Below are 23,250 nucleotides of genomic sequence, written 5' to 3' on the forward strand. Positions count from 1 at the left end.
ACCACTGAATGACGCCCACGACCCACCCCGAAGCCTGCGACCTCCTCATCGAAGCCGGCTTCGTGGTCCCGGTCGAGCCGCACGGCGTGGTCCTCGAAAACCACGCTGTTGCCATTCGCGACGGCGTGATCATCGACCTGTTGCCGATCCATGAAGCGCGCCAACGCTATGTCGCTGCCGAAACCGTCACGCGTCCCGACGGCGCGCTGATTCCGGGCCTCGTCAACGCGCACACGCACAACCCAATGACCCTGCTGCGCGGTGTCGCCGACGACCTGCCGCTGATGGAATGGCTGCAGGGTCACATCTGGCCGATCGAGGGCGCGGTGATCGGCCCCGAATTCGTCGCCGATGGCGTCGCGCTCGCGATCGCCGAAATGCTCCGTGGCGGCACCACCTGCGCCAACGAGAACTACTTCTTCCCCGACGTGCAGGCCGCGATCTACAAGCAACACGGATTCCGCGCTCGCGTGGGCCTGCCGGTGATCGATTTTCCCACCGCATGGGCGAAGTCCTCCGACGAATACTTCGATCGCGCCACCGAAGTGCACGACCAATGGCGCCACGATCCGCTTGTCGCCACCACCTTTGCGCCACACGCGCCGTACACGGTGAGCGACGCGAACTTCGAGCGCATCCGCATGCTGGCCGACCAGCTCGACGTGCCCGTGCACCTGCATACGCACGAGACCGCGCACGAAGTCGCCGAATCGCGAGAGAAACTTGGCCAGCGGCCACTGGCACGCCTCGACCGCCTTGGCCTGGTCAATGATCGCCTGATCGCCGTGCACATGACCCAGCTCACCGACGCCGAGATCGCGCTGTGCGCGCAGCGTGGCGTGAGCGTCGTGCATTGCCCCGAATCCAACCTCAAGCTCGCCTCCGGCTTCTGTCCCATCGGCAAGCTGCAGAAGGCCGGCGTGAACATCGCGATCGGCACCGACGGCTGCGCGAGCAACAACGACCTCGACATGTTCGGCGAAACGCGCACCGCGGCGTTGTTGGCGAAGGCGGTGGCCGAAGACGCTTCGGCCTTCGACGCGCCAAGCGCGCTGCGCGCCGCGACGCTGGGCGGCGCGAAGGCGCTTGGTTTCGATGCACAGGTCGGCTCTATCGTGGCAGGCAAGCAGGCCGACCTCGCGTGCGTCGACCTGGGACAACTGGAAACCCAGCCGCTGCACCATGTCATCTCGCAGCTCATCTATGCCGCGGGCCGCCATCAGGTCAGCGACGTGTGGATTGCCGGCAAGGCCAAGCTGCTTGAGCGCGTGCTGGTCGACATCGATACCGACGCACTCGTCGCCAACGCACGGCAATGGCGTGATCGCATCGCGTCCATCCGGGTTTCGTAACCTGTCTTCCCGCCGTGCGCGCTGCGGCAACCGGTGAACCACATGAGTGCAGCTTCCGCGAACCACGAAAACTTCAGCCAGGCCGAACTCGACAAGTTCGGTGCGCTGGCACAGCGCTGGTGGGACCCCGAAGGCCCGCAAAAGGCGCTGCATGCACTGAATCCTGCACGCCTGGGCTACGTCGCCGAACGCGTGAAACTGCAGGGCGCCACGGTGCTGGATGTCGGCTGCGGCGCCGGCCTGCTGAGCGAAGCGCTCGCGCGCAACGGGGCGCAGGTCACGGCGTTGGACCTCGCCCCGGAGCTGATCAAGGTCGCCAGGCTGCATCGGCTCGAGAGCGGCGTCAGCGTCGATTATCGGCTTCAGTCGGCCGAATCGCTGGCCACGGAGGTGCCCGGCCAGTTCGATGCGATCACGTGCATGGAGATGCTCGAGCATGTGCCTGATCCAGCGTCGATCATCCGTGCCTGCGCAACACTGCTCAAGCCGGGCGGCCGCCTGTTCCTGTCCACGCTCAACCGTACGCCGGCCGCGTTCGCGCTGGCGATCGTGGGCGCGGAATACATCGCGCGCATCCTGCCGAAGGGCACACACCAGTACCGCGACTTCATCAAGCCGTCCGAACTCGCCGCATGGTTGCGCGCCGCCGGCTTCGAGCTGGAGGACGTGAGCGGGCTCATGTACGAACCATGGCGGAAGGCGGCGCGCGTCGTTTCGCGCACGGACATCAATTACCTCGCCTGTGCCCGCAAGGGCGAAGGGCAGGCGTGACGATGGCATTCCCGAGAGCCGTCCTGTTCGATCTCGACGGCACGCTGGTCGACAGTGCTCCCGACTTCATCGCGGTGATCAACCGCATGCGTGCCGATCGCGGTAGCGACACGATGGCAATGGCCGATCTGCGACCGGTAGTGTCGAAGGGCTCGCGCGCGATGCTCGCTGCCGCATTTCCGGATGTGCCCGCAGGCGAACGCGAAACCTGGGTGCAGGAATTCCTGGATCGCTACGAAGCCGGGCTCGGCCTGCATGGCAACCCCTTCGACGGCGTCGAACGGATGCTCGGCGCGCTGGAAACGCATGGCACCACCTGGGGCATCGTCACCAACAAGCCGGAGTACCTCGCACGGAAGCTGATGCCCGTGCTGGGCTGGGAATCGCGCTGCGCCGTGCTGATCGGCGGCGACACCTTGCCGGTGCGCAAGCCTGATCCGCTGCCGCTGCTTCACGCGGCCGAGTCGATCGGCGTTGCGGCGAGCGACTGCGTTTACGTCGGCGACGACGAACGCGACATCCTTGCGGCGCGCGCTGCTGGCATGCCGTCCGTGGTTGCGCTGTGGGGCTACCGCCTGCACGAGGACGATCCGTTCGCGTGGCAGGGCGACGTCCTCGTGCACGAACCGCGCGAGCTGTGCGAAGCCGCGGCGTGGCCCGGCGCTCGCGCATAGTGGATCGCACATGAGCGACCAGGAAGCCATCGACAGCTTCGTCGACAAGTGGCGCATGCGTTGGCCGGAATGGTCGGTCGCGGAAGTCTTCATTCCACAGGGGCAGCGCGAGACGGTGCTCGCCTGGATGGCGCTGCTGCAGGAACTCACCGACGCCGCCTGGGGCGGCAGCGACCCTCGGCCGGGCGAAGCCAAGCTCGGCTGGTGGGTCGAAGAATTGGAGGGCTGGTCGCGCGGTATTCGCCGCCATCCGTTGGGACAGGTGCTGCAGAAATTTCCAGCGCCGTGGGTGCAGTTGGCTGCGTCGTTGCCGCAGCTGCGTGTCAGTCGCGAGCGTCCGGTCGATGCGGCGGATGCATTCGCCCAGATCCAGCAGTTCGCCGCCGCAGTGGCCGCCACGGAACAGGTCCTGTTCGACGGATCCGCCGGAGCAGACGAGACCATCGCGGCGAACCTGCTGCACATGCGCCTCGCGCATCATCCCGCGGATGCGGCGCCGCTGCAGGCGTTGGCGCAGGCCGGCGAGGGTGCCGCGATTGCCGAGTGGACGCGCCAGTTGGCCGCGGCACAGGCGCCCTCCGGTACCGCGGTGCGGCCGCGACGGATACTCGGGGGGCTCGCATGGGCACGCCTGCGCCGTGGTGAAGCCGTGCAACCCGTGTCCGCGCTGCACGCCTTATGGGTGGCATGGCGTGCCGCGCGCGGCTGAGACCAGGCAATGTCTGGACCAGACCGTTCCGCGCGGAGTGAAGGCCGCTCCAGTCGGGCCCGGTAGAATTCCCCGCATTGCGATCCTCCCCCTCGACTCCACATCAGCTCCGTGAATTCACGCCCAGACCAGGTCCGCCACCTTCCCGACGTCGCATTCGACGCCGCAGCATTGGCGCGTCCGCTGGACTGGGTCGGCATGTCGAACATCGCGCTGCCCCTGCGCGTGGCCTCGGCGAACGAGACGATCACGGTGCCGGCCTCGGTCGATGTCTTCGTCGACCTGCGCGATGCGAGCGCGCGCGGCATCCATATGTCGCGGTTGTACCTGGAACTGCAGCACGCCTTCGCGAGCGAGGTCGTCACCCCGGCTGGCCTGCGCCGCGTGCTGCAGACGCTGATCGAAACGCAGGGCGGCCTGTCCACGAGGGCGCGCCTCGTATTGCGCTACGAACACCTCATGCTGCGGCCGGCGCTCGCCAGCGAACATGCCGGCTGGAAGCGGTATCCAGTCGAGATCGACGCGTCGCTCATCGACGGTCACCTGAGACTGGGATTGCGCTTCTCAGTGGAGTATTCGAGCACGTGCCCGGCTTCCGCCGCGCTGTCGCGCCAGCTCAATGCGGAACGCTTCGCCGAGGACTTCGCCGATACGCGACCGTTGTCGAGCGCCGTCCACGAATGGCTGGCTTCGGAACGCGGCCTGGCAGCCACTCCACATGCCCAACGCAGCCGTGCCGATATGCATGTCGAGCTGCGGCCGGCGTTCGATGAGTTGCCGCTGGTCGCCCTGGTGGACGCGACCGAGCAGGCCTTGGGCACGCCGGTCCAGACTGCAGTGAAGCGCGAGGACGAACAGGCGTTTGCCCGCCTCAACGCCGAGAACCTCATGTTCTGCGAGGATGCCGCGCGTCGAGTGGCTGCTGCCCTGTCGGCCGACCCGCGAGTCGAACGATACGACGCGCAGGTGTCGCATTTTGAAAGCCTGCATGCGCATGACGCAGTTGCGCGCGTAAGCGGTGAAGGCCGCGGCTGATCCTGCCGGAAGGGCGCCCGCCGCAGTGATCACGGGCATTGGCAAAACACGCAGTCCAGGTCGCTTCGTTGATTTCTCGCCATTCCTGCAAAGGCGGGAATCCTGGCGCCAATTTTACTTGAGCAGCAGTCCCTGGATTCCCATCTTCGCGGGAATGGCGATCCCAATTTCCGCGATCAAGCGCGAGCAGTAGACGGTCCGAGCATCGAGCCGCACGCACCTTCCCGGAGCCAGGGACGAACGCCGAGGCGCGCAACACGGGTGAGCCACAGAACGACTACGGTTTGCGCTCGAGCACCAGCAGAGGATCGATGCGCACGTCGAACCAGTTCATGCCCCAATGCAGATGCGGCCCGGTCGCACGTCCGGTGGCACCCACTGCACCGATCACCTGACCCTGCTGGATGCGATCGCCGACTTTCACGTCGATGCGCGACAAATGCAGAAAGTTGGAGCTCACGCCATGTCCGTGGTCCAGCAGGACGGTGCCTCCCGTGAGATACAGGTCGGCATTCGCGAAGGTCACGACCCCCGCAGCTGGAGCGAGTACCGGCGTGCCTTGGGGCGCGGCGATGTCCATGCCCGAGTGCGGCGACTTCGCGCTGCCGTTGTAAACGCGCTGATTTCCGAAGCGCCCGCTGATGCGTCCCTGCACAGGCCAGGCGAAGCTCTGCGCGAAGTCGGCGCGATCGTCGTCTCGTTCGCGCGCGGCGACCACCAGAGCCTGCTCGCGTTCGATCCTTTCGGCGATCGCCGGCGGGGGATTTACCGTGCTGGGTGGCACGCCATCGATGCGTTCGATCGGCCAGTCGCGAGGCGTAACTGCGATGCTGGCGCTTTCGATGCGGCCGTCGGCATGTTGCACGTCGAAGAGCAACGGGCCGCTTTCATCGCGGCCGATGCCGAAGACGACCGTGCCATAAGGTGTCGGTCGCAATACGCGCCCGGCATAGCGGACGATGCTGCCGGCGGGGACCTTGCCGAACACGAGCGCGCCTTGCGAAGCGGAGGCGGGAAACACGATGCGCTGGTCGACTGCAGCAGCTGCGGGGACAGGCGTGATGTCGGCTGTCGTCGTTGCCGCGGCTGCTTTCACGTTGACAGAGCTCGCGCAGGCAGTTAGCCACACCAGGGCCGCCGCAACGACGAAGCATTTCAACGATCGAACTCCAGTCGCTGCCCCATGGCATCGCCGACGAGCTGACGACCGTCCCAGGCGAGCACGCCGTTCACCCACGTGGAAGCTATGCGTGAGTGGAACGTCATCCCCTCGAACGGCGACCAGCCGCATTTCGACAACACGTCGTCCGCGTGCACGGTCATCGGCGTGTCTTCGACAAGCACGAGGTCGGCTGCATAGCCTTCGCGCAGGAAGCCGCGGTTCTTCACGTTGAAAAGCTTCGCCGGCGCATGCGCGAATTTCTGCACGACCTGCGCGGTGGTGAGCTTGCCTTCGTGCACCAGTTCGAGCGCGGCGACCAGCGCGTACTGCACCAGCGGCAGGCCCGAAGGTGCGGAGAGGTAGGGCTTCGCCTTTTCCTCGATCGTGTGCGGCGCGTGGTCGGTGGCGAGCACGTCGATCACGTCATCGGCCAGCGCCATGACCAGCGCCTCGCGATCGGACGCATCCTTGATAGCGGGGTTGCACTTGATCAGGTTCCCGAGGCGCTCGTAATCGGCGCGGTCGAAGCGCAGGAAATGGATGCACGTCTCGGCGGTGATGCGCTTGCCCTCGATCGGACCGGAGTCGAAGAGCGCGAGCTCGTCCGCGGTGCTGATGTGCAGCACATGCAGGCGCGAGCCATGCCTGCGCGCGAGGGAAATCGCCAGCTCGGTGGACTTCTTGCACGCCTGGCGCGAGCGGATGTCGGGATGACAGGATGGCGGGATGTCGTCCCCGTACTTCGCCTTGAAGCGGGCGAGTTCGGCTTCGATCATCGGTGTGTCTTCACAGTGCGTGATGATCGGCACGGGCGCATCGCGGAAGATGCCATCCAGGATCTGGGGATTGTCCACCAGCATGTTGCCGGTCGACGCGCCCATGAAGACCTTCACGCCGGGTGCGCTGCTCGGATCCAATCGGCGGATGGCCTCGAGGTTGTCGTTGCTCGCCCCGAGATAGAATCCGTAGTTGGCCCATGCCCGCCCGTGCGCACGCCGGTACTTGTCCTCCAGTGCCGCTGAGTCGAGCGTCGGCGGCGACGTGTTGGGCATGTCCATGAAACTGGTGAGTCCGCCGGCAACCGCCGCTGCTGATTCAGTGCCGATGTCGGCTTTGTATTCGAGCCCCGGCTCACGGAAATGCACCTGGTCGTCGATCATTCCCGGCAGCAGCCGACGCCCTTCGGCATCGATCACGGTTTCGCCATCACGCGCATGCAGGCCTGTGCCGATCTGGTCGATTCGACCGTTCGCGAAGCGCAGGTCGCCGTCGAATTCACGTCCTTCGTTGACCAGGCGGGCGTTGACGATCAGTGTCGATGGCATTCGGCGGTCCTGTCGGATGAATTTCGATTGTGCGGCGGCACCGGATCGAAGCCGCCCGGATGCAGCGGATGGCAGCGCACGAGGCGCCGCAGTGCCAACCAGCTGCCCTTGAGTGCGCCGAAGCGCGCGATCGCTTCCATCGCGTATACGGAACACGTGGGATGGAAGCGACAGGCGGGACCGATCAGCGGACTGATCCAGCGCTTGTAGCCACGCAGCATCAGGATAAGCAGGCGATCTATCACGATTCCTTCATGCCTACAGGCAGTTACTGGCGACTGTTCATACGGGGCATGTGTGCGCCCGTTTCGCCATGTATTCAAGTACGGGGCGACCAGGAAAAAACCGCAATGGGAATGCGGTTGCCGCGGTAGCCGGGGCAGGGTATAACAGCGCGCTTTCCAGAAACAGGGTCGCGCTGCAAGGGCTGACGAAAGGCGCATTGCTTTTCCCGCTCAAGACCCCAACTCTGGCTGTCCGGACTCTTGCAGGCTGTTTCGACAACCTTGCAGGATCTCCGCGCAGTTCATTCGAAGGAACAGAGGACACGCCGCTCGTGGCAGCAAAGAAACCCGCGAAGAAGGCCGCCAAGGCCACCAAGAAGCCGGCTGCGAAGGCCGCCCCGAAGAAGTCCGCGGCAAAGAAGCCGGCCGCCAAGCCCGCAGCGAAGAAGGCAGCTCCGGCCAGGAAGCCCGTAGCGAAGAAGCCTGTTGCCAGGAAGGCGACTCCAGTCAAGAAGCCGGCCGCCAAGAAGGCGGCACCGGCCAAGGCTGCGGCGAAGAAGGTGGCCCCAGCCAACAAGAAGGCCGCGCCCGCGAAGGCTGCTCCGGTCAAGGCAACTCCCGTCAAGAGCACTCCCGCCAAGGCTGCGCCGGCTCCCGCCGCCAAGCCCACGGTAGTGAAGAAGCCGGCCGCGCGCCCGGCATCCAAATCGGCTCCCGTCAATGCTGCGCCTGCCGCTCCCGCGAAGGCTGCTGCACCGGCCAAGCCCGCAGTGAGCAAGTCCGTGGAAACCGCAAAGAAAGCCTCCACCGGCACGACGGGCATCGGTAATGCTCCGTCGCGCCCCGCACCGCCGCAGCGTCCGGCCGGCAAGGTCGCCGTCGCCGTCGCCGCCACCAGGGACAGGGTCCCGGCGCCGCGCGGCAAGGTCAAAGTCGTGGAATACAAGACCGATGAGGCCACTGGCCGCCCGATCGTCCCCAAGGGTTACGTGCCCTCGCCGGACGAGGAATACATGAGCCCGTTGCAGCTCGAGTACTTCCGCCAGCGCCTGCTGCACTGGCGCGCGGACCTGGTCGAGGAATCCAAGCAGACCATCGAGAATCTCAAGGACGAAGTGCGCGATGTCGGCGACGAAGCCGAGCGCGCTACCCGCGAAACCGAGAACTCGCTGGAACTGCGCACGCGCGATCGGTACCGCAAGCTGATCAGCAAGATCGACAGCACGCTCAAGCGCGTGGATTCGGGCGACTACGGCTTCTGCGTCGACACCGGCGAGGAAATCGGCCTGGAGCGCCTGGAAGCCCGCCTTACTGCCGAGCGCACGATCGACGCGCAGGAGCGTTGGGAGCACATGCAGAAGCAGATGGGAGACTGATTTCCCGGATGTGCAAAAAGAAGACCCCGCCTCAAGCGGGGTTTTTTGTTTCTGGCGCTTTCATGTCGCCATCAGTTCGCGGTGCGTCTCGTGCGCACAGCACGCTACGGTCCCTCTTGCTTCTGTAGCCTGCGCTGCGCATACGAGCGAACCGCGCAAATCAATGCAATTCGCGCAGATCCAGCCGTCTCAACTTCGGGGCCAGTTTCGTCGTCGCCGCAACGACCAGCATCGTCATGCAGCCGCCGAATACCACCGAGGGCACCAGCCCGAGCAGGCGCGCGGCGACACCCGATTCGAATGCGCCCAGTTCGTTCGATGAGCCGATGAAGATGCCGTTGATCGAAGACACGCGCCCACGCATGTGGTCTGGCGTGGCCAGCTGCAGGATCGTGGAGCGCAGCACCACTGAAACGCCGTCGCACATGCCCGACATCATCAGGAACAGCGCGGAGAGCCACAGCTCCCGTGAAAGCGCAAAGCCGATGATGCACGCGCCGAACCCGGCGACCGCGATCAGCAGCACGCGCCCGGCATGCCGCTGCAGCGGACGGCGGGCCAGGTAGATGCCGATGACGACCGCGCCTGCAGCGGGAGCGGCGCGCAGCAGTCCCAGAGCTTCCGGCCCGTAATGCAGCACATCCTTGATGAAGGCGGGCAGCAGCGCCACCGCGCCGCCGAACAGCACCGAGAACATGTCCAGTGCCTGCGCCCCAAATACGACCTGGTTGTTGAACACGAAGCGCAGGCCTTCGCCGATGCTCTTGAAGACTGGCGCGCGTTCCGAAGGCAGGGGCGGTTCGGTCACGCGCAGGGTGATCACGGCAACGGACGCGACGACGGCGAATATGGCCGCTACGAGATACGCCGTGGTCTTGCCGCCCCATGCCACCAGCAGGCCGCCCAGTGCCGGGCCCAGCACCAGCCCGCTCTGCATGACGACGCTGCTGATGCCAGCGCCACGCGGATAGTCCGCACGCTTGAGCACGCGCGCGAGCAGCGACATGTACACCGGTGCGAAGAACACGCGCACCATGCCGTTGACAGCGATCGCCGCGTAGATGGTGATCGTTTCGAAGCGACCGAATCCCGCGGGCACCACGCCACCCGCAACGCCTGCCAGCACCAGCGTGGTCGCCGACAATCCCAGGCACGCCGCCATGCCCAGTTTGCGTCGTGGCAGGTGGTCCACCGCATAACCGGCGAACAGGGCAAAGCAGAAATAAGGAATGACTTCGGCCAGGCCGATCAGGCCGAGCGCGAGCGTGTCACGGGTGATCTCGTAGATGTGCCAGCCGACCGTGACCGCGACGATCTGGTACGACAGCAGCGCCAGCAGGCGATAGCCGAGCAGCCCGGTGAAGCCGCGGTTGCGCAACAGCGCCGCAATGCCACCAGCGGCGCCCGCGTCCGCGGCACTCACAGTGCCTGTTGCGCCCGGTCGCGGATGAAGCCGAGCAGCGCCATCAGGCCATTGCTGCGCGTCGGCGAAAGATGCTTCGCGAGGCCGATGTCGGCGATGTAGTCCGGCTCGGTGGCGAGGATCTCCTTCGCGCTGCGACCCGAGTACACGCGCAGGGCGAGATAGACGAGGCCCGACACGATCGCCGAGTCGCTGATCGCCTGGAAGTCCAGCCGGTCGGCATTGCCGGAGGCGACGATCCACACCATCGACTGGCAGCCGTGCAGGCGGTTTTCCTCGCTCTTCCACTCATCGGGGAACGGCGGCAGCTTGCGCCCGAGATCGATCAGGTACTGGTAGCGCTCCGACCAGTCGCCAAAGAAGGCGAATTCATCGCGAATGGCGCCCTGCGCGTCGATGGCGCTGGTTTCGAGGGGGAAGGTCGAGGCATCCATGGAGGTGATTTTACCGCGGACATCCCCGCGACATCTTTGCGTGATCAACACGCAGGGCAGGGGTGGACGAGATTGCCTCGCCCAGCGCACAACCCGTCACGCCCGCTTCCAGCGCACGCCCTGTGGCGTGTCTTCCAGCAGGATGCCTTCGCCGGCCAGTTGGTCGCGGATCGCATCGGCACGCGTGAAATCGCGCGACTTCTTCGCCGCATTGCGTTCGTCGATCAGCGCCTGGATGCGGACGTCGTCGTCGCCGGAAGTGCCGCGCGCGAACCAGGCGGCGGGATCCTGCTGCAGCAGGCCCAACGCGAAGCCGGCGCCGAGCAGGTCGGACTTCAGTTGCTGTCGGGCCTCGTTCGATTCCGCCTTGCGCGCCTCACCGGCGATGCGTGCGATCTCGGCCAGTACCGAAGGCGTATTGAGGTCGTCATCGAGCGCGGCTTCCACGCCCGGCGGAATCACTGCCGGCGCATCCACGTCTGCCAAGTCTCGCAGGGTGCCGTAGAGGCGATCGAGCGTGCGGATGCTCTGTTCGATCAGTCCGTCCGACCATTCCAGCGGCTGCCGGTACTGCGCGGAGAGCAGCGCATAGCGCAGCGCTTCGGGCGGATGCGCGCGGACGAGATCGTGGATCTTCTCGATGTTGCCCAGCGACTTGCTCATCTTGGTGCCGCCGAAGTTGAGCATGCCGTTGTGCAGCCAGTAACGGGCGAAGATGCGGCCGCCGTGGGCGCATTCGCTCTGCGCGATCTCGTTCTCGTGGTGCGGGAACTGCAGGTCGACGCCGCCGGCGTGGATGTCGATGGTCTCGCCCAGGTGTGCCGCCGCCATCGCCGAGCATTCGATGTGCCAGCCCGGACGGCCGCGTCCCCACGGCGAATCCCAGCCGGGGAGATCATCGGTGGAGGGTTTCCACAGGACGAAATCGCCGGGATCGCGCTTGTAGGGGGCGACCTCGACGCGGGCGCCGGCGAGCATTTCATCGGTGTCGCGGCGTGACAGCTTGCCGTAGCCCCCGAAGCTGCCGACCGCGAACAGCACGTGGCCCTCGGCTTCGTACGCGTGACCGTTGGCGATCAGCTGCTGGATCATCTCGATGATCTGCGGGATGTGCGCGGTGACTTCCGGCTCGATGTCCGGCGGGGCGATGCCCAGCGCCGCCATGTCTTCGCGATAAGCGGCCGCGAAGCGAGCGGTAATCACGCCGATCGGCACGCCCTGTTCGCGGGCGGCGTTGTTGATCTTGTCGTCGACGTCGGTGATGTTGCGGGCATAACGAACCGCGCCGTACCGGCGACGCAACAGGTTCGCCAGCACGCCGAACACCACGTACGGACGTGCGTTGCCGATGTGCACGTAGTTGTAGACCGTCGGGCCGCAGACATACATGGTCACGCGGGACGGATCGAGGGGCGCGAAGGGTTCGACGCGGCGCGTCAGGCTGTTGAAGAGTTGCAGGCTCATGGGAATACCGCGGTGATTGGCTGCAATTCTAGCGGCCTAAAGCCGGGATTCAGGGCTTCGGCGCGACTGTCGCCTACAATCGTCCGGTCCTGGCGAACCCGAGTGCGATGATCCTTCTCCGTCTGTTGCTGCCCTTCCTGCTCACCTGTCTCGTGCTCTGGACGGGCCCGGTCGCCGCGCAGCACACGGTGATCCAGCAGGAGAACGTGCGCTACGACTACGCCCAGGTCCTGCGCGTGACCCCGGTTTACCAGACGCTCACCGCCACCCGCACCGAGCAGCGCTGCGAGCCGCAGGCGAAATCGGATTCGCGTATTTCGCGTGCGGTCGGGGCGATCAAGGATGCGCTGCGCCGCGAGGAAGCCCAGCAGACCGACGGCAACTGCCGTGCCGTCCCGGTCGAGCGCGAGTTCCGCCGCCCGATCGCGTATGACGTCGACTACGTCTACAAAGGCGCCAAGTTCCGCTCGCGCCTGCCCGAGGATCCGGGCAATCGCCTGCGCATCCGCATCGCGATTACCCCGGCCGTGCCCGGCGCGACCACGCCCTGACGCGGCGATATTCCCGATGGTGATGGCACGCGGGTTGCGCCCATGGACCTGTCGTGCGAGCATTCGCGCCCTCATGAAGACCCTGCGCGCCGACGCTGACGTGATGACCTCCGCCTGGATGGCGGCGGGCATGACCTCGCGCGCGCGCCGACCGTTGCCGCCAATCCTGGCTGGGTAACGCGCGTACGCGCCGTCGGTTGTCACGACGGCATGACACACGGAAAGCCCAGCCTCTGCGCTGGGCTTTTTTGCTTTTCGGGCCCGGCAGTTCACCGATTCGTTCAGGAGACCGCGATGAAGCCCGCCTCGATAAAGCATTTCCTTAATACCCAGGACTGGTCCCGTCCGGACCTGGACGCGCTGCTGACCCAGGCCGCGATCTTCAAGCAGACCAGGCTCGGCGACGAACTCAGGGGCAAGTCGGTCGCGCTGGTGTTCTTCAACCCGTCGATGCGCACACGCACCAGCTTCGAACTGGGCGCGTTCCAGCTCGGCGGGCATGCCGTCGTGCTGCAGCCTGGCAAGGATGCGTGGCCGATCGAATTCGACCTCGGCACCGTGATGGAAGGCGACACCGAGGAACACATCAAGGAAGTCGCGCAGGTGCTGGGTCGCTATGTCGACCTGATCGGCGTGCGCGCGTTCCCGAAGTTCATCGACTGGGCCTACGACCGCGAGGACATCGTCCTCAAGAGCTTCGCGAAGTACTCGCCCGTGCCGGTGATCAACATGGAAACGATCACACATCCCTGCCAGGAACTCGCGCACATCCTCGCGCTGCAGGAGCACTTCGGCACCACCGACCTGCGCGGCAAGAAGTACGTGCTCACCTGGACCTACCACCCCAAGCCGCTCAACACCGCGGTTGCGAATTCGGCGCTGACGATCGCCACGCGCATGGGCATGGACGTGACCCTGCTGTGCCCGACGCCCGATTACATCCTCGACGAGCGCTACATGGGCTGGGCCGAACAGAACGTCGCCGAAAGCGGTGGTTCGCTCAACGTGAGCCACGATATCGAGAGCGCCTACCGCGGCGCTGACGTTGTCTATGCGAAGAGCTGGGGCGCGCTGCCGTTCTTCGGCAACTGGGGTCCCGAGAAGCCCATCCGCGACCAGTACAGGCACTTCATGGTCGACGAACAGAAGATGGCGCTCACCAACAACGGCGTCTTCAGCCATTGCCTGCCGCTGCGTCGCAACGTCAAGGCCAGCGACGCGGTAATGGATTCGCCGCAATGCATCGCCATCAACGAAGCCGAGAACCGCCTGCATGTGCAGAAGGCGATCATGGCCGCGCTGGTGTCCTGATTTCTTCCCCGACTTCTTCCCCGCGACCCAGGTGGATATCTCCACCGACGAGAAACAAGCAATGGCCAACAAAGACATCGTCCTCGCCTTCTCCGGCGGCCTCGACACCAGCTTTTGCGTTCCCTACCTGCAGGAGCGCGGCTGGAACGTGCATACCGTGTTCGCCGATACCGGCGGCGTGGACGCGGAAGAGCGCGACTTCATCGAGAAGCGGGCCGCCGAACTGGGCGTTGCCTCGCATGTCACCGTCGACGGCGGTCCGGCGATCTGGGCAGGATTCGTGAAGCCGTTCGTGTGGGCGGGCGAGGGCTACCAGGGCCAGTACCCGTTGCTGGTGTCCGACCGCTATCTCATCGTCGATGCGGCACTGAAGCGTTGCGCCGAACTCGGCACGAAGGCGATCGCGCACGGCTGCACTGGCATGGGTAACGATCAAGTGCGCTTCGACCTCGCCGTGAAGGCGCTCGGCGACTACGAGATCGTCGCGCCGATCCGCGAAATCCAGAAGGAACACACGCAGACGCGCGCCTACGAGCAGAAGTACCTGGAAGAGCGCGGCTTCGGCGTGCGCGCCAAGCAGAAGGCCTACACCATCAATGAGAACCTGCTCGGCCTGACCATGTCCGGTGGCGAGATCGACAAGTGGGAAGCGCCGGGCGAAGGCGCACGCGGCTGGTGCAAGCCGCGCGCCGAATGGCCGGCGCAGCCGCTGCGCGTGAAGCTCGGTTTCGTCGACGGCGAAGCCGTGTCGCTCGACGGCGAGAAGATCGAAGGCCACAAGCTGCTCGCGAAGCTCAATGCGCTGTTCGCACCGTATGGCGTCGGCCGCGGCATCTACACCGGCGACACGACGATCGGCCTCAAGGGCCGCATCATCTTCGAAGCGCCGGGCCTGATCTCGCTGCTCACCGCGCATCGCGCGCTGGAAGAAGCCGTGCTGAGCAAGCAGCAGAACCGCTTCAAGCCTGAGGTCGCGCGCAAGTGGGTGGAGCTGGTGTACGAAGGCTTCTTCCACGATCCGCTGAAGACCGACCTGGAAGCGTTTCTCGCGTCGAGCCAGTCCACCGTGACCGGCGAGGTGGTGCTCGAAACGCAGGGTGGTGTAGTGAACGCCGTGGCCATCGACTCGAAGCACATCCTCAACGCCAAGGGCGCGACCTATGCGCAGTCGGCGGACTGGGGCGTCGAAGAGGCGGAGGGCTTCATCAAGCTGTTTGGCATGAGTACGACGCTCTGGGCCGAGGTCAATCGCCAGTAACCCACTGTGTAGAGCGGAACTGCTCCGCCGTTTCTCCCAAAACGCCGAAGTGCAGCGGAGCAAGCCGCTCTACAAGGCCAAGGCAGGCCAAGCCGGAAACCACATGTTCGATACCGTCATCAAACATCTCGAAGCGCTGGTGTCGTACGACACCCGTAACCCGCCGCGCGACATCAGCACGGGGGGAATCTTCGATTACTTGCGTTCGCAACTCGACGGTTTCCGTATCGAAGTTACGGATCACGGTGCCGGTGCCGTGTCGATGCTGGCAGTGCGTGGCAATCCCACGCGGCTGTTCAACGTGCACCTCGACACCGTGCCGTCGTCGGAAGCCTGGTCGGCCGATCCGCACAAGCTGCGCATCACCCGCGACCGGGCGATCGGACTCGGCGCCTGCGATATCAAGGGGGCCGCCGCGAGTCTCCTGGTGGCCGCTTCGGCGACGAAGGGGGATGCCGCGTTCCTCTTCAGCACGGACGAGGAAGCCAACGATGCGCGCTGCATCGCCGCCTTCCTCGCGAAGGACCACGGCTTCCGCGAAGCGATCATCGCCGAGCCTACGAACTGCGAAGCGGTACTGGCCCACCGCGGCATCGCTTCGGTGCTGATGAAGTTCCGCGGCAATGCCGGCCACGCTTCCGGGGCCAACGCACTGCAGGCGAGTGCCCTGCACAACGCTATGCGCTGGGGCAATGCGGCGCTCGAATTCGTCGAGTCGCAATCGCACCAGCGCTTCGGCGGACTCACCGGCTTGCGCTTCAACATCGGTCGCGTGGAAGGCGGCATCAAGGCGAACATGATCGCGCCGAGCGCCGAGGTGCGCTTTGGTTTCCGTCCGTTGCCGTCGATGCCGATCGACGCATTGCATGAACACTTCCGCGCGCTGCCCGGATCGAATGCGCTCGAATCCTACGAAGCCACGTTTCACGGCCCTTCGCTGCCGAGCGGCAACGTCGCAAATGCAGAGCAGAGGCGCCTTGCCGCGCGCGACCTGGCCGATTCGCTGGAATTCCCCATCGGCAACGCGGTCGATTTCTGGACCGAAGCCTCGTTGTTCTCGGAAGCCGGCCTCACTGCCTTCGTCTACGGCCCCGGCGACATCGCCCAGGCACACACTGCCGATGAATGGGTGTCGCTCGAACAACTCAACGCTTACACAACATCGATTACCAGGATCCTCGGTTGAACATCACCGTCATGAACGACGCCCGTGACATCCAGACGCGCCAGACCATCGTCCGCCTGCTTTCGAGCATGGCCAGCGCGAAGGAGATCTCGCAGTACCTCAAGCGCTTTTCGCAGCTGGACGCGAAGCGCTTTGCCGTGGTCAAGGTCGGCGGGGCGGTGCTGCGCGACGACCTCGACGCACTGACGTCCTCGCTGGCGTTCCTGCAGGACGTCGGCCTTACGCCGATCGTGATTCACGGCGCAGGCCCGCAGCTCGACGAGGAACTCTCGGCGGCTGGCATCGTCAAGCAGACCGTCAATGGCCTGCGCATCACCTCGCCGGAAGCGCTGGCGATCGTGCGCCGGGTCTTCCATTCGCAGAACCTCAAGCTCGTCGAGTCGCTGCAGGCATTCGACGCGCGCGCGACTTCGATCGTCTCGGGCGTGTTCGAAGCCGAATACCTGGATCGCGACACTTATGGCCTCGTTGGCGAAGTGAAGCGCGTGGACCTCGCGCCGATCGAGGCCGCGCTCAAGGCCGGCTCCATTCCGGTGATCGCCAGCCTGGGCGAGACCGCCGGCGGACAGATCCTCAACGTCAACGCCGATTTCGCCGCCAACGAACTGGTGCAGGTGCTGCAGCCGTACAAGATCGTGTTCCTGACCGGCACCGGTGGTTTGCTGGACGACAACGGGCGGGTGATCGATTCGATCAACCTGTCCACCGAATACGAGCATCTCATCGAACAGCCGTGGATCAACGGCGGCATGCGCGTGAAGATCGAGCAGATCAAGGACCTGCTGGACAAGCTGCCGCTCACGTCTTCGGTGTCGATCACCAAGCCGTCCGAACTGGCAAAGGAACTGTTCACGCACAAGGGTTCCGGCACGCTGGTTCGTCGTGGCGAGCGCGTACTGGAGGTGTCGGAGTGGAAGGACCTTGATCCGGAGCGCCTGCGCGGGTTGATCGAATCCGCCTTCGGCCGCCGCCTGGTGCCCGATTACTTCGAACGCACGCGCCTGCATCGCGCTTACGTCAGCGAGAACTACCGCGCCGCGGTGATCCTCACCGCGGAAGATGCAGGCATTTATCTCGACAAGTTCGCCGTGCTCGACGAAGCGCAGGGCGAAGGACTCGGCCGCGCGGTATGGCAGGTGATGCGCGAACAGAATCCGCGGCTGTTCTGGCGTTCCCGCCACGGCAATTCCGTCAATCCGTTCTACTACTCGGAGTCGGACGGCTGCTACAAGCAGGAGAAGTGGAAGGTGTTCTGGTACGGGGTGGAGGGGTTCGGCGAGATCGAACGCTGCGTGGCGCATTGCGCGATGCGCGTTCCCACGTTGGCGGACTGATGGATACTGACGCGTCTCATTGGACGACCGTTCCGACATTGCGTGGTCGCCACGTGGTGTTGGAACCATTGCACCTTTCGCATGCCGACGGGCTGCGTGCCGCACTCGGTAACGGCGAGCTTTCAACGCTGTGGTACACGAACGTGCCGCCCCCGGAACAGGCAGGTGGTTACATAACCGCCGCATTGGAAATGCAGGCGAAGGGACAGGCGCTGCCGTTCGTAGTTCGCAATGCGGAAGGAGTGATCGTGGGTTGCACGCGCTACTACGACGTCGACCCGGTCGTTCCACGCGTACAGATCGGCTATACCTGGTACGCGCCGGGCGTTCAGCGCACCGGTCTCAACACCGAAGCCAAGCTGTTGCTGCTCGGCCATGCCTTCGAAACGATGGGATGCATCTGCGTCGGCTTCGAAACCAGCTGGTTCAACCAGGTTTCGCGTGCAGCGATTGCCCGCCTGGGTGCGAAGCAGGATGGCGTGCTGCGCAGTCATCGGCGCCATGCCGATGGCAGTGTGCGCGACACCGTGGCGTTCTCGATCATCGAGTCGGAATGGCCGGCGGTTAAGCGCAACCTGGCCCACAAGCTCGAACTGAATTCTTCGAAGCAACGCGATCAAAAGGGAGAACTCTGACGTGGCCAGGTCCGTTGGCATCATCGGTGCGCGTGGCTATGTCGGATCGGAACTGATCCGCCTCATCGCCGCGCATCCGGAGCTGGAGCTCGCCTTCGTCTCCTCGCGCGAGCGTGCTGGCCAGAAGCTGGCCGATCACGAGGCGGGCTATCGAGGCGATTTGGCGTACGTCGCCTATGGTCCGGAGGAGGCCGCAGGGCGGGGCGTCGATGCACTGGTACTTGCCCTGCCGAACGGCAAGGCCGCGCCGTTCGTTGCGGCGCTCGACAGCATAGCGCCGGACACGCTGGTGGTCGACCTATCGGCCGACTACCGCTTCGACGACGGCTGGTACTACGGCCTGCCCGAACTCACCCGTGCGAAGTACGCCGGCCAGCGCCGCATCAGCAACCCGGGTTGCTACGCGACCGCGATGCAACTCGCGGTTGCACCGATGCTCGGTGAGATCGAGGGTCCGGTGCAGTGCTTCGGCGTATCGGGTTATTCCGGCGCGGGCACCACGCCGTCGGACAAAAACGATCCGGAAAAGCTGCGCGACAACCTGATGCCGTATTCGCTGGCCAACCACGTGCACGAGCGCGAGGTCGGACACCAGCTTGGCCATGCCATCGAATTCATGCCGCATGTCGCCCCGCATTTCCGCGGTCTGACGATCACTTCCAATCTTCACCTGCGCAACGCGCTCACGCGCGAAGAAGTGGTCGAACGCTACCGCCAGCGTTACGCCGGTGAGCCGCTGGTACGCGTGGTCGACGAGGCGCCGTGGGTAAGCCACATCGCCAATGCCCACCACGTCGATGTCGGTGGGTTCACCCTGAGCGCGGATGGAACGCGACTGGTGGTGGTATCCACCGAAGACAACCTGCTCAAGGGCGCGGCGACACAGGCATTGCAGAATCTCAATCTCGCGTTCGGATTCCCGGAAACCACCGGGATTCCGGTGTAGGACGGGCCCCAGGCCCGCCGCGAGCCGAAAATAATGGTGGGCCAGGGCCCACCCCACGGAATACGACCATGTCCGATCTGTTGTGGCAAAAACCCGGCGTCAAGGTCGATGCACGCATCCAGCAGTTCCTGGCTGGCGAAGACGTGATCCTCGATCGCGAGTTCTTCGTTTTCGACATCCAGGCCAGTCGCGCGCACGCGCAGGGGCTGCAACGCATCGGCATCCTCACGGCCGATGAACTCGCGGGGCTCGAGCGCGAACTGGACGTGCTCGCCGATGAGTTCCGTGCGGGCAATTTCATCCTGGATGAACATTTCGAGGACGGCCATTCCGCGATCGAAGCGCGCCTGGTCGAACGCCTCGGCGATGCCGGCCAGAAGATCCATACCGGTCGCAGCCGCAACGACCAGATCCTCGTCGCCACGCGCCTGTGGCTGAAGGATCGCCTCGCGCGCGTGGTCGCGCTGAGCCGGGAGTCCGCGGAAATCGCATTGGCCCGTGCCGAAGCCGAAGCTTCGGTACCACTGCCGGGATACACCCACCTGCAGCGTGCCGTCGTGTCGTCGCTGGGCATGTGGTGGGCTGCGTGGGCAGAAGGTTTCATCGACAACGCACTGCGCGCACGGCAGACGCTGGAGTGGGTCGACGCAAATCCGCTTGGCAGCGCGGCCGGCTATGGCGTCAACCTGCCGCTGGATCGCGACCACACCACGGCAGCGCTCGGTTTCGGCCGCATGCAGGTGTCGGCGGCATACGCGCAGCTTTCGCGCGGCAAGTTCGAGATGGCTGCGATCGAGGCCCTGTCGTCGGCGCTGCTCGACCTGCGCCGCCTGGCGTGGGACCTGAGCCTGTTCACCAGCGCCGAATTCAGTTTCGTCGCGTTGCCGCCGCAGTACACGACCGGCAGTTCGATCATGCCGAACAAGCGCAATCCCGACGTGATCGAACTGATGCGCGCGAGCTATTCCGCGGCCGCGGCCGCACGCACGGAAATCGAACAACTGCTCTCGCTGCCATCGGGTTACCACCGCGACCTGCAGTTCTCCAAGGGCGCGATCTTCCACGCCTTCGGTCGAGGCTTGGGTGCACTCGAGTTGCTGCCAGACCTATTGCGCAATCTGGAGTGGAGGTCGGACGCGATGCGCGCCGCGCTGGACCCGTCGATGTACGCAACCGATCTCGCTGTCGACCTCGCACGCGAAGGCCTGCCGTTCCGCGAGGCCTACCGCCAGGCCGCCGATCCGGCACGCTGGGCCCAAGGCGATCCGGAGGCGAGCCTCGCGGCTCGCGTTTCGCCGGGTGCAGCGGCGGATCTCAGGTTGCAGGTACTGAAACAGCGGCTCGAAGCCATTCCGGCCGCATGAGGATATGAAGCTTCGTCATCGCGTTGGCGTTGGTGATGCGAAGAATGCTCGGATGAAGTAGCCCGGATACGACCGCAAGTCGTTGCCGGGCGCGACTCAATCAACGGGTGCTTGCCCGGTTACACAGGCGTTTTTCGATGAGCGGTCCCGGCTTCACCCCACAACCGCTGCCACAGTGGCGCCGCGCTGTCCTGAAGATCGGCAGCAGCCTGCTGGCGGGCGAGGGTGGCCTGGATCCCCGCCACGCGGCCGGAATCGCGCGCTTCATCGCGGAATCACGGGCGAAGCAGCGCGAGGTGGTGCTGGTGTCTTCGGGCGCGGTTGCCGCGGGACGTTCGCGTGTCGCATCGGGCGGCGATGGACTGGTACTTCGCCAGGCGCTTGCCGCTCTTGGCCAGGCATCGCTCGTATCGTTCTGGCAGCAGCTGCTCGATGCGCCGGTCGCGCAGGTGCTGCTGACCCATGATGACCTGCGCAATCGCCGACGTTATCTCAATGCGCGCGCGACGCTGCGCGAACTGTTGCGCCTGGGCGCGCTGCCGGTCATCAACGAAAACGACACCGTTGCAGTCGACGAACTCAAGCTCGGGGACAACGACAATCTTGCCGCCGCCGTCGCGTCGCTCGTCGATGCGGACCTGCTGCTGATCGCGACGGACATCGATGGCCTCTACACCGCGCACCCGCAGCGCGACCCGGATGCCGTGCCGATCACGCAGGTCGAACGCGTCACGCCCGAACTGCTCGCCGCCGCCGGTGGCGCAGCCGGCGTACTGGGCACGGGCGGCATGCGAACCAAGCTCGAAGCGGCGGCCAAGGCCGCCACGGCCGGCATTGCCACTGCACTGTTCTGTGGCCGCGACGAAGCAGTGGTGAGCGCGCTGGCGAAGGATGAATTACGCGGCACGCTGGTCCGCGCACAGGGCGACCGCCTGCGCGCACGCAAGCAATGGCTGCGCCACGCACCCGCTTCAGGTTGCCTGCGTATCGACGAAGGCGCGGCATCGGCATTGCATCGGCGCGGTGCTTCGCTGCTGCCAGGTGGCGTCACCGGAGTGGAGGGCGATTTCCGTCGCGGCGACGTGATCGAAGTGGTTTCAGTTGCCGGGGCTGCGCCGCTTGCGCGCGGACTTGCCCAATACGGCGCCGATGAAATCCGTCGCATCGTCGGGCGCCACAGCAACAACATCGAAACCGTGCTCGGGTTCCGCTACGGTGAGTCGGTGATCCACCGCGACGACCTTGTGCTGCTGGAGGTGGCCGAATGAGCGGGTACGTGCGCGACATGGCACTGCAGGCGCGCGAGGCGCAGGCCGCGATCGCCGTGCTTCATCCTGACGAGCGCCGAGCGCTGATTGGCCGCATGGGCGATGAAATCGGACGCGGCACGGCGACAATCCTCCAAGCCAACACACAGGACATCGCACGCGCACGCGAAGCCGGTATTGGCACGGCCATGCTCGATCGCCTGTTGCTGGACGAACCCCGTCTTCTTGCAATCGCCGATGCACTGCGTGAGATCGCCGCGCAACCCGATCCACTGGGCGAGGTAACCCGTCGGGAGACACGGCCGAATGGCATCGTGATCGAACGCCAGCGCGTGCCGCTGGGACTGATCGCCATGATCTACGAAGCGCGCCCGAACGTGACCGCCGATGCCGCCGCACTCTGCCTCAAGGCGGGCAATGCGGTGCTGTTGCGTGGCGGTTCCGAGGCGCGCAACAGCAATGCCGCCATTGCCGAATGTCTCCATGCCGCGTTGCGCGCACAGGAGTTGCCGGAAGCGGCGGTTTCGCTGGTCGCCGATCCCGCCCGCGAACACGTGCTGGAACTGCTTCAGCTGAGCGACCTGGTCGATCTCGCCATTCCCCGCGGCGGTGAAAGCCTGATCCGTTTCGTCGCCGAGCATGCGCGGGTTCCAGTGATCAAGCACTACAAGGGCGTGTGCCATCTGTATGTCGACGCCGCGGCCGACGTGGAGCGGGCACTGGATCTTCTCGTGGACGGCAAGGCTTCGCGTCCCGGCGTGTGCAATGCCGTGGAAACGCTGCTGGTCCATCGCGACATCGCCGCCCGCTTCCTACCGCGCGCACTGTCGCTCCTAGCCCGAAATGGCGTGGAAACAAGGGGCTGCGATCGTACGCGGCTGCAATCGGCTTATGCCGGCGTGGAGGTGAAGCCGGCGGACGAAGCCGACTTCGACGCCGAATATCTCGACCTGATCATCGCGGCACGTGTCGTCGACAGCCTGGACGACGCCCTCGCGCACATCGCGCGGCATGGTTCCGACCACACCGAGGTGATCGCCACGGAAGACGGGGCTGCAGCGGAAGCCTTCGTGCGCGGCACGCGCAGTTCGGCGGTGATGGTGAACGCGTCTTCCCGCTTCAACGATGGCGGCGAACTCGGCCTCGGCGCGGAAATCGGCATCTCGACGACCCGCCTGCATGCCTACGGGCCGATGGGCGCGGAGTCGTTGACGATCGAGCGTTTCGTCGTGCGTGGGGAAGGGCAGGTGCGGCACCCCGGATCCCGGCTGAGAACCTAGGTCCGGCAAGGGACATGCAAACGAAAAAGCCGGCGCAAGGCCGGCTGTTTCGCAAATCGGTTGGTCGGGGAGACAGGATTTGAACCTGCGACTTCTACGTCCCGAACGTAGCGCTCTACCAGGCTGAGCTACACCCCGACGGCAGAGCCCGGCATTCTAAAGGTGCGT

The 23,250-nt window shown here is 65.2% G+C and carries 22 protein-coding genes and 1 tRNA gene; 16 read left to right on the top strand and 7 right to left on the bottom strand.

The annotated features are described in order from the left end of the window. Nucleotides 1-8: 8 nt before the first annotated feature. The 5 genes from ASD14_RS05795 to folE2 all read left to right on the top strand — a co-directional run bounded on the left by ASD14_RS05795 (nucleotide 9) and on the right by folE2 (nucleotide 4,541). A complete protein-coding gene (locus ASD14_RS05795; RefSeq protein WP_056130314.1) occupies nucleotides 9-1,352 on the top strand; it encodes a TRZ/ATZ family hydrolase in 1,344 nt (447 codons plus the stop codon). A gap of 42 nt (nucleotides 1,353-1,394) precedes the next feature. Further along, entirely contained in the window at nucleotides 1,395-2,123 is a 729-nt protein-coding gene (gene ubiG / locus ASD14_RS05800; protein ID WP_056130317.1) for a bifunctional 2-polyprenyl-6-hydroxyphenol methylase/3-demethylubiquinol 3-O-methyltransferase UbiG, read from the top strand. A 2-nt stretch (nucleotides 2,124-2,125) separates the two neighbouring features. Next, entirely contained in the window at nucleotides 2,126-2,797 is a 672-nt protein-coding gene (locus ASD14_RS05805) for a phosphoglycolate phosphatase (protein WP_056130320.1), read from the top strand. 10 nt (nucleotides 2,798-2,807) lie between these two features. Then, nucleotides 2,808-3,506 (top strand): hypothetical protein, encoded by a 699-nt coding sequence (locus tag ASD14_RS05810; protein WP_056130322.1) that lies wholly within the window; start codon nucleotides 2,808-2,810, stop codon nucleotides 3,504-3,506. A gap of 111 nt (nucleotides 3,507-3,617) precedes the next feature. Further along, nucleotides 3,618-4,541, top strand: a complete 924-nt coding sequence (gene folE2, locus ASD14_RS05815; RefSeq protein ID WP_056130326.1) for a GTP cyclohydrolase FolE2 — start codon at nucleotides 3,618-3,620, stop codon at nucleotides 4,539-4,541. A 277-nt stretch (nucleotides 4,542-4,818) separates the two neighbouring features. Here the strand turns inward: folE2 and ASD14_RS05820 are convergent, their stop codons facing one another. The 3 genes from ASD14_RS05820 to yidD are packed head-to-tail and all read right to left on the bottom strand — an operon-like array spanning nucleotide 4,819 to nucleotide 7,249. Further along, entirely contained in the window at nucleotides 4,819-5,637 is an 819-nt protein-coding gene (locus tag ASD14_RS05820) for a M23 family metallopeptidase (RefSeq protein ID WP_056130329.1), read from the bottom strand. A 59-nt stretch (nucleotides 5,638-5,696) separates the two neighbouring features. Further along, on the bottom strand, nucleotides 5,697-7,028 hold the full coding sequence (locus ASD14_RS05825) for a dihydroorotase (RefSeq protein ID WP_056130334.1): 1,332 nt from the start codon (nucleotides 7,026-7,028) through the stop codon (nucleotides 5,697-5,699). Then, nucleotides 7,013-7,249: a membrane protein insertion efficiency factor YidD gene (gene yidD / locus ASD14_RS16465; RefSeq protein ID WP_056130336.1), complete on the bottom strand. Its 237-nt coding sequence runs from the start codon at nucleotides 7,247-7,249 to the stop codon at nucleotides 7,013-7,015. The genes ASD14_RS05825 and yidD overlap by 16 nt, the downstream gene beginning before the upstream one ends. Before the next feature lie 335 nt (nucleotides 7,250-7,584). On the opposite strand from yidD, the gene dksA reads away from it, so the two are divergent. Next, nucleotides 7,585-8,628: an RNA polymerase-binding protein DksA gene (gene dksA / locus ASD14_RS05835; RefSeq protein WP_056130339.1), complete on the top strand. Its 1,044-nt coding sequence runs from the start codon at nucleotides 7,585-7,587 to the stop codon at nucleotides 8,626-8,628. 160 nt (nucleotides 8,629-8,788) lie between these two features. Here the strand turns inward: dksA and ASD14_RS05840 are convergent, their stop codons facing one another. From ASD14_RS05840 to cysS, 3 genes are all read right to left on the bottom strand, one after another. After that, a complete protein-coding gene (locus tag ASD14_RS05840) occupies nucleotides 8,789-10,051 on the bottom strand; it encodes an MFS transporter (protein WP_056130342.1) in 1,263 nt (420 codons plus the stop codon). Then, a complete protein-coding gene (locus tag ASD14_RS05845; protein WP_056130346.1) occupies nucleotides 10,048-10,485 on the bottom strand; it encodes a SufE family protein in 438 nt (145 codons plus the stop codon). Before ASD14_RS05845 ends, ASD14_RS05840 begins: the two co-directional genes overlap by 4 nt. 96 nt (nucleotides 10,486-10,581) lie before the next feature. Further along, nucleotides 10,582-11,949 (bottom strand): cysteine--tRNA ligase, encoded by a 1,368-nt coding sequence (gene cysS, locus ASD14_RS05850; RefSeq protein ID WP_056130350.1) that lies wholly within the window; start codon nucleotides 11,947-11,949, stop codon nucleotides 10,582-10,584. A 107-nt stretch (nucleotides 11,950-12,056) separates the two neighbouring features. On the opposite strand from cysS, the gene ASD14_RS05855 reads away from it, so the two are divergent. The 10 genes from ASD14_RS05855 to ASD14_RS05900 all read left to right on the top strand — a co-directional run bounded on the left by ASD14_RS05855 (nucleotide 12,057) and on the right by ASD14_RS05900 (nucleotide 23,082). Beyond that, nucleotides 12,057-12,500 carry a hypothetical protein gene (locus tag ASD14_RS05855; RefSeq protein ID WP_056130353.1) on the top strand — a complete coding sequence of 148 codons (444 nt, stop codon included), beginning with the start codon at nucleotides 12,057-12,059 and terminating at the stop codon, nucleotides 12,498-12,500. A 294-nt stretch (nucleotides 12,501-12,794) separates the two neighbouring features. Then, nucleotides 12,795-13,811, top strand: coding sequence for an N-acetylornithine carbamoyltransferase (locus ASD14_RS05860; RefSeq protein WP_056130356.1), 1,017 nt, complete (start codon nucleotides 12,795-12,797; stop codon nucleotides 13,809-13,811). Nucleotides 13,812-13,872: 61 nt separating this feature from the next. After that, the gene (locus ASD14_RS05865) at nucleotides 13,873-15,069 is read left to right on the top strand and encodes an argininosuccinate synthase (protein WP_056132161.1); all 1,197 of its coding nucleotides are present in this window, start codon (nucleotides 13,873-13,875) and stop codon (nucleotides 15,067-15,069) included. A 103-nt stretch (nucleotides 15,070-15,172) separates the two neighbouring features. Next, nucleotides 15,173-16,255 carry an acetylornithine deacetylase gene (locus ASD14_RS05870; RefSeq protein ID WP_056132164.1) on the top strand — a complete coding sequence of 361 codons (1,083 nt, stop codon included), beginning with the start codon at nucleotides 15,173-15,175 and terminating at the stop codon, nucleotides 16,253-16,255. An 11-nt stretch (nucleotides 16,256-16,266) separates the two neighbouring features. Continuing rightward, a complete protein-coding gene (locus ASD14_RS05875; RefSeq protein WP_056132168.1) occupies nucleotides 16,267-17,589 on the top strand; it encodes an acetylglutamate kinase in 1,323 nt (440 codons plus the stop codon). Further along, nucleotides 17,589-18,224, top strand: a complete 636-nt coding sequence (locus ASD14_RS05880) for a GNAT family protein (RefSeq protein ID WP_056130359.1) — start codon at nucleotides 17,589-17,591, stop codon at nucleotides 18,222-18,224. The genes ASD14_RS05875 and ASD14_RS05880 overlap by 1 nt, the downstream gene beginning before the upstream one ends. 1 nt (nucleotide 18,225) lies before the next feature. Next, on the top strand, nucleotides 18,226-19,170 hold the full coding sequence (argC, locus tag ASD14_RS05885; RefSeq protein ID WP_157475120.1) for an N-acetyl-gamma-glutamyl-phosphate reductase: 945 nt from the start codon (nucleotides 18,226-18,228) through the stop codon (nucleotides 19,168-19,170). 68 nt (nucleotides 19,171-19,238) lie between these two features. Next, entirely contained in the window at nucleotides 19,239-20,534 is a 1,296-nt protein-coding gene (gene argH / locus ASD14_RS05890; protein ID WP_056130365.1) for an argininosuccinate lyase, read from the top strand. 137 nt (nucleotides 20,535-20,671) lie between these two features. Next, on the top strand, nucleotides 20,672-21,802 hold the full coding sequence (gene proB, locus ASD14_RS05895; RefSeq protein ID WP_056130368.1) for a glutamate 5-kinase: 1,131 nt from the start codon (nucleotides 20,672-20,674) through the stop codon (nucleotides 21,800-21,802). Further along, on the top strand, nucleotides 21,799-23,082 hold the full coding sequence (locus ASD14_RS05900) for a glutamate-5-semialdehyde dehydrogenase (protein WP_056130371.1): 1,284 nt from the start codon (nucleotides 21,799-21,801) through the stop codon (nucleotides 23,080-23,082). The genes proB and ASD14_RS05900 overlap by 4 nt, the downstream gene beginning before the upstream one ends. Nucleotides 23,083-23,143: 61 nt before the next feature. Here ASD14_RS05900 and ASD14_RS05905 read toward each other — a convergent pair. After that, nucleotides 23,144-23,220 (bottom strand) — tRNA-Pro (locus ASD14_RS05905). Between the last annotated feature and the right edge of the window lie 30 nt (nucleotides 23,221-23,250).

The sequence above is a fragment of the Lysobacter sp. Root494 genome (assembly GCF_001427225.1).
Classification (GTDB): domain Bacteria; phylum Pseudomonadota; class Gammaproteobacteria; order Xanthomonadales; family Xanthomonadaceae; genus Agrilutibacter.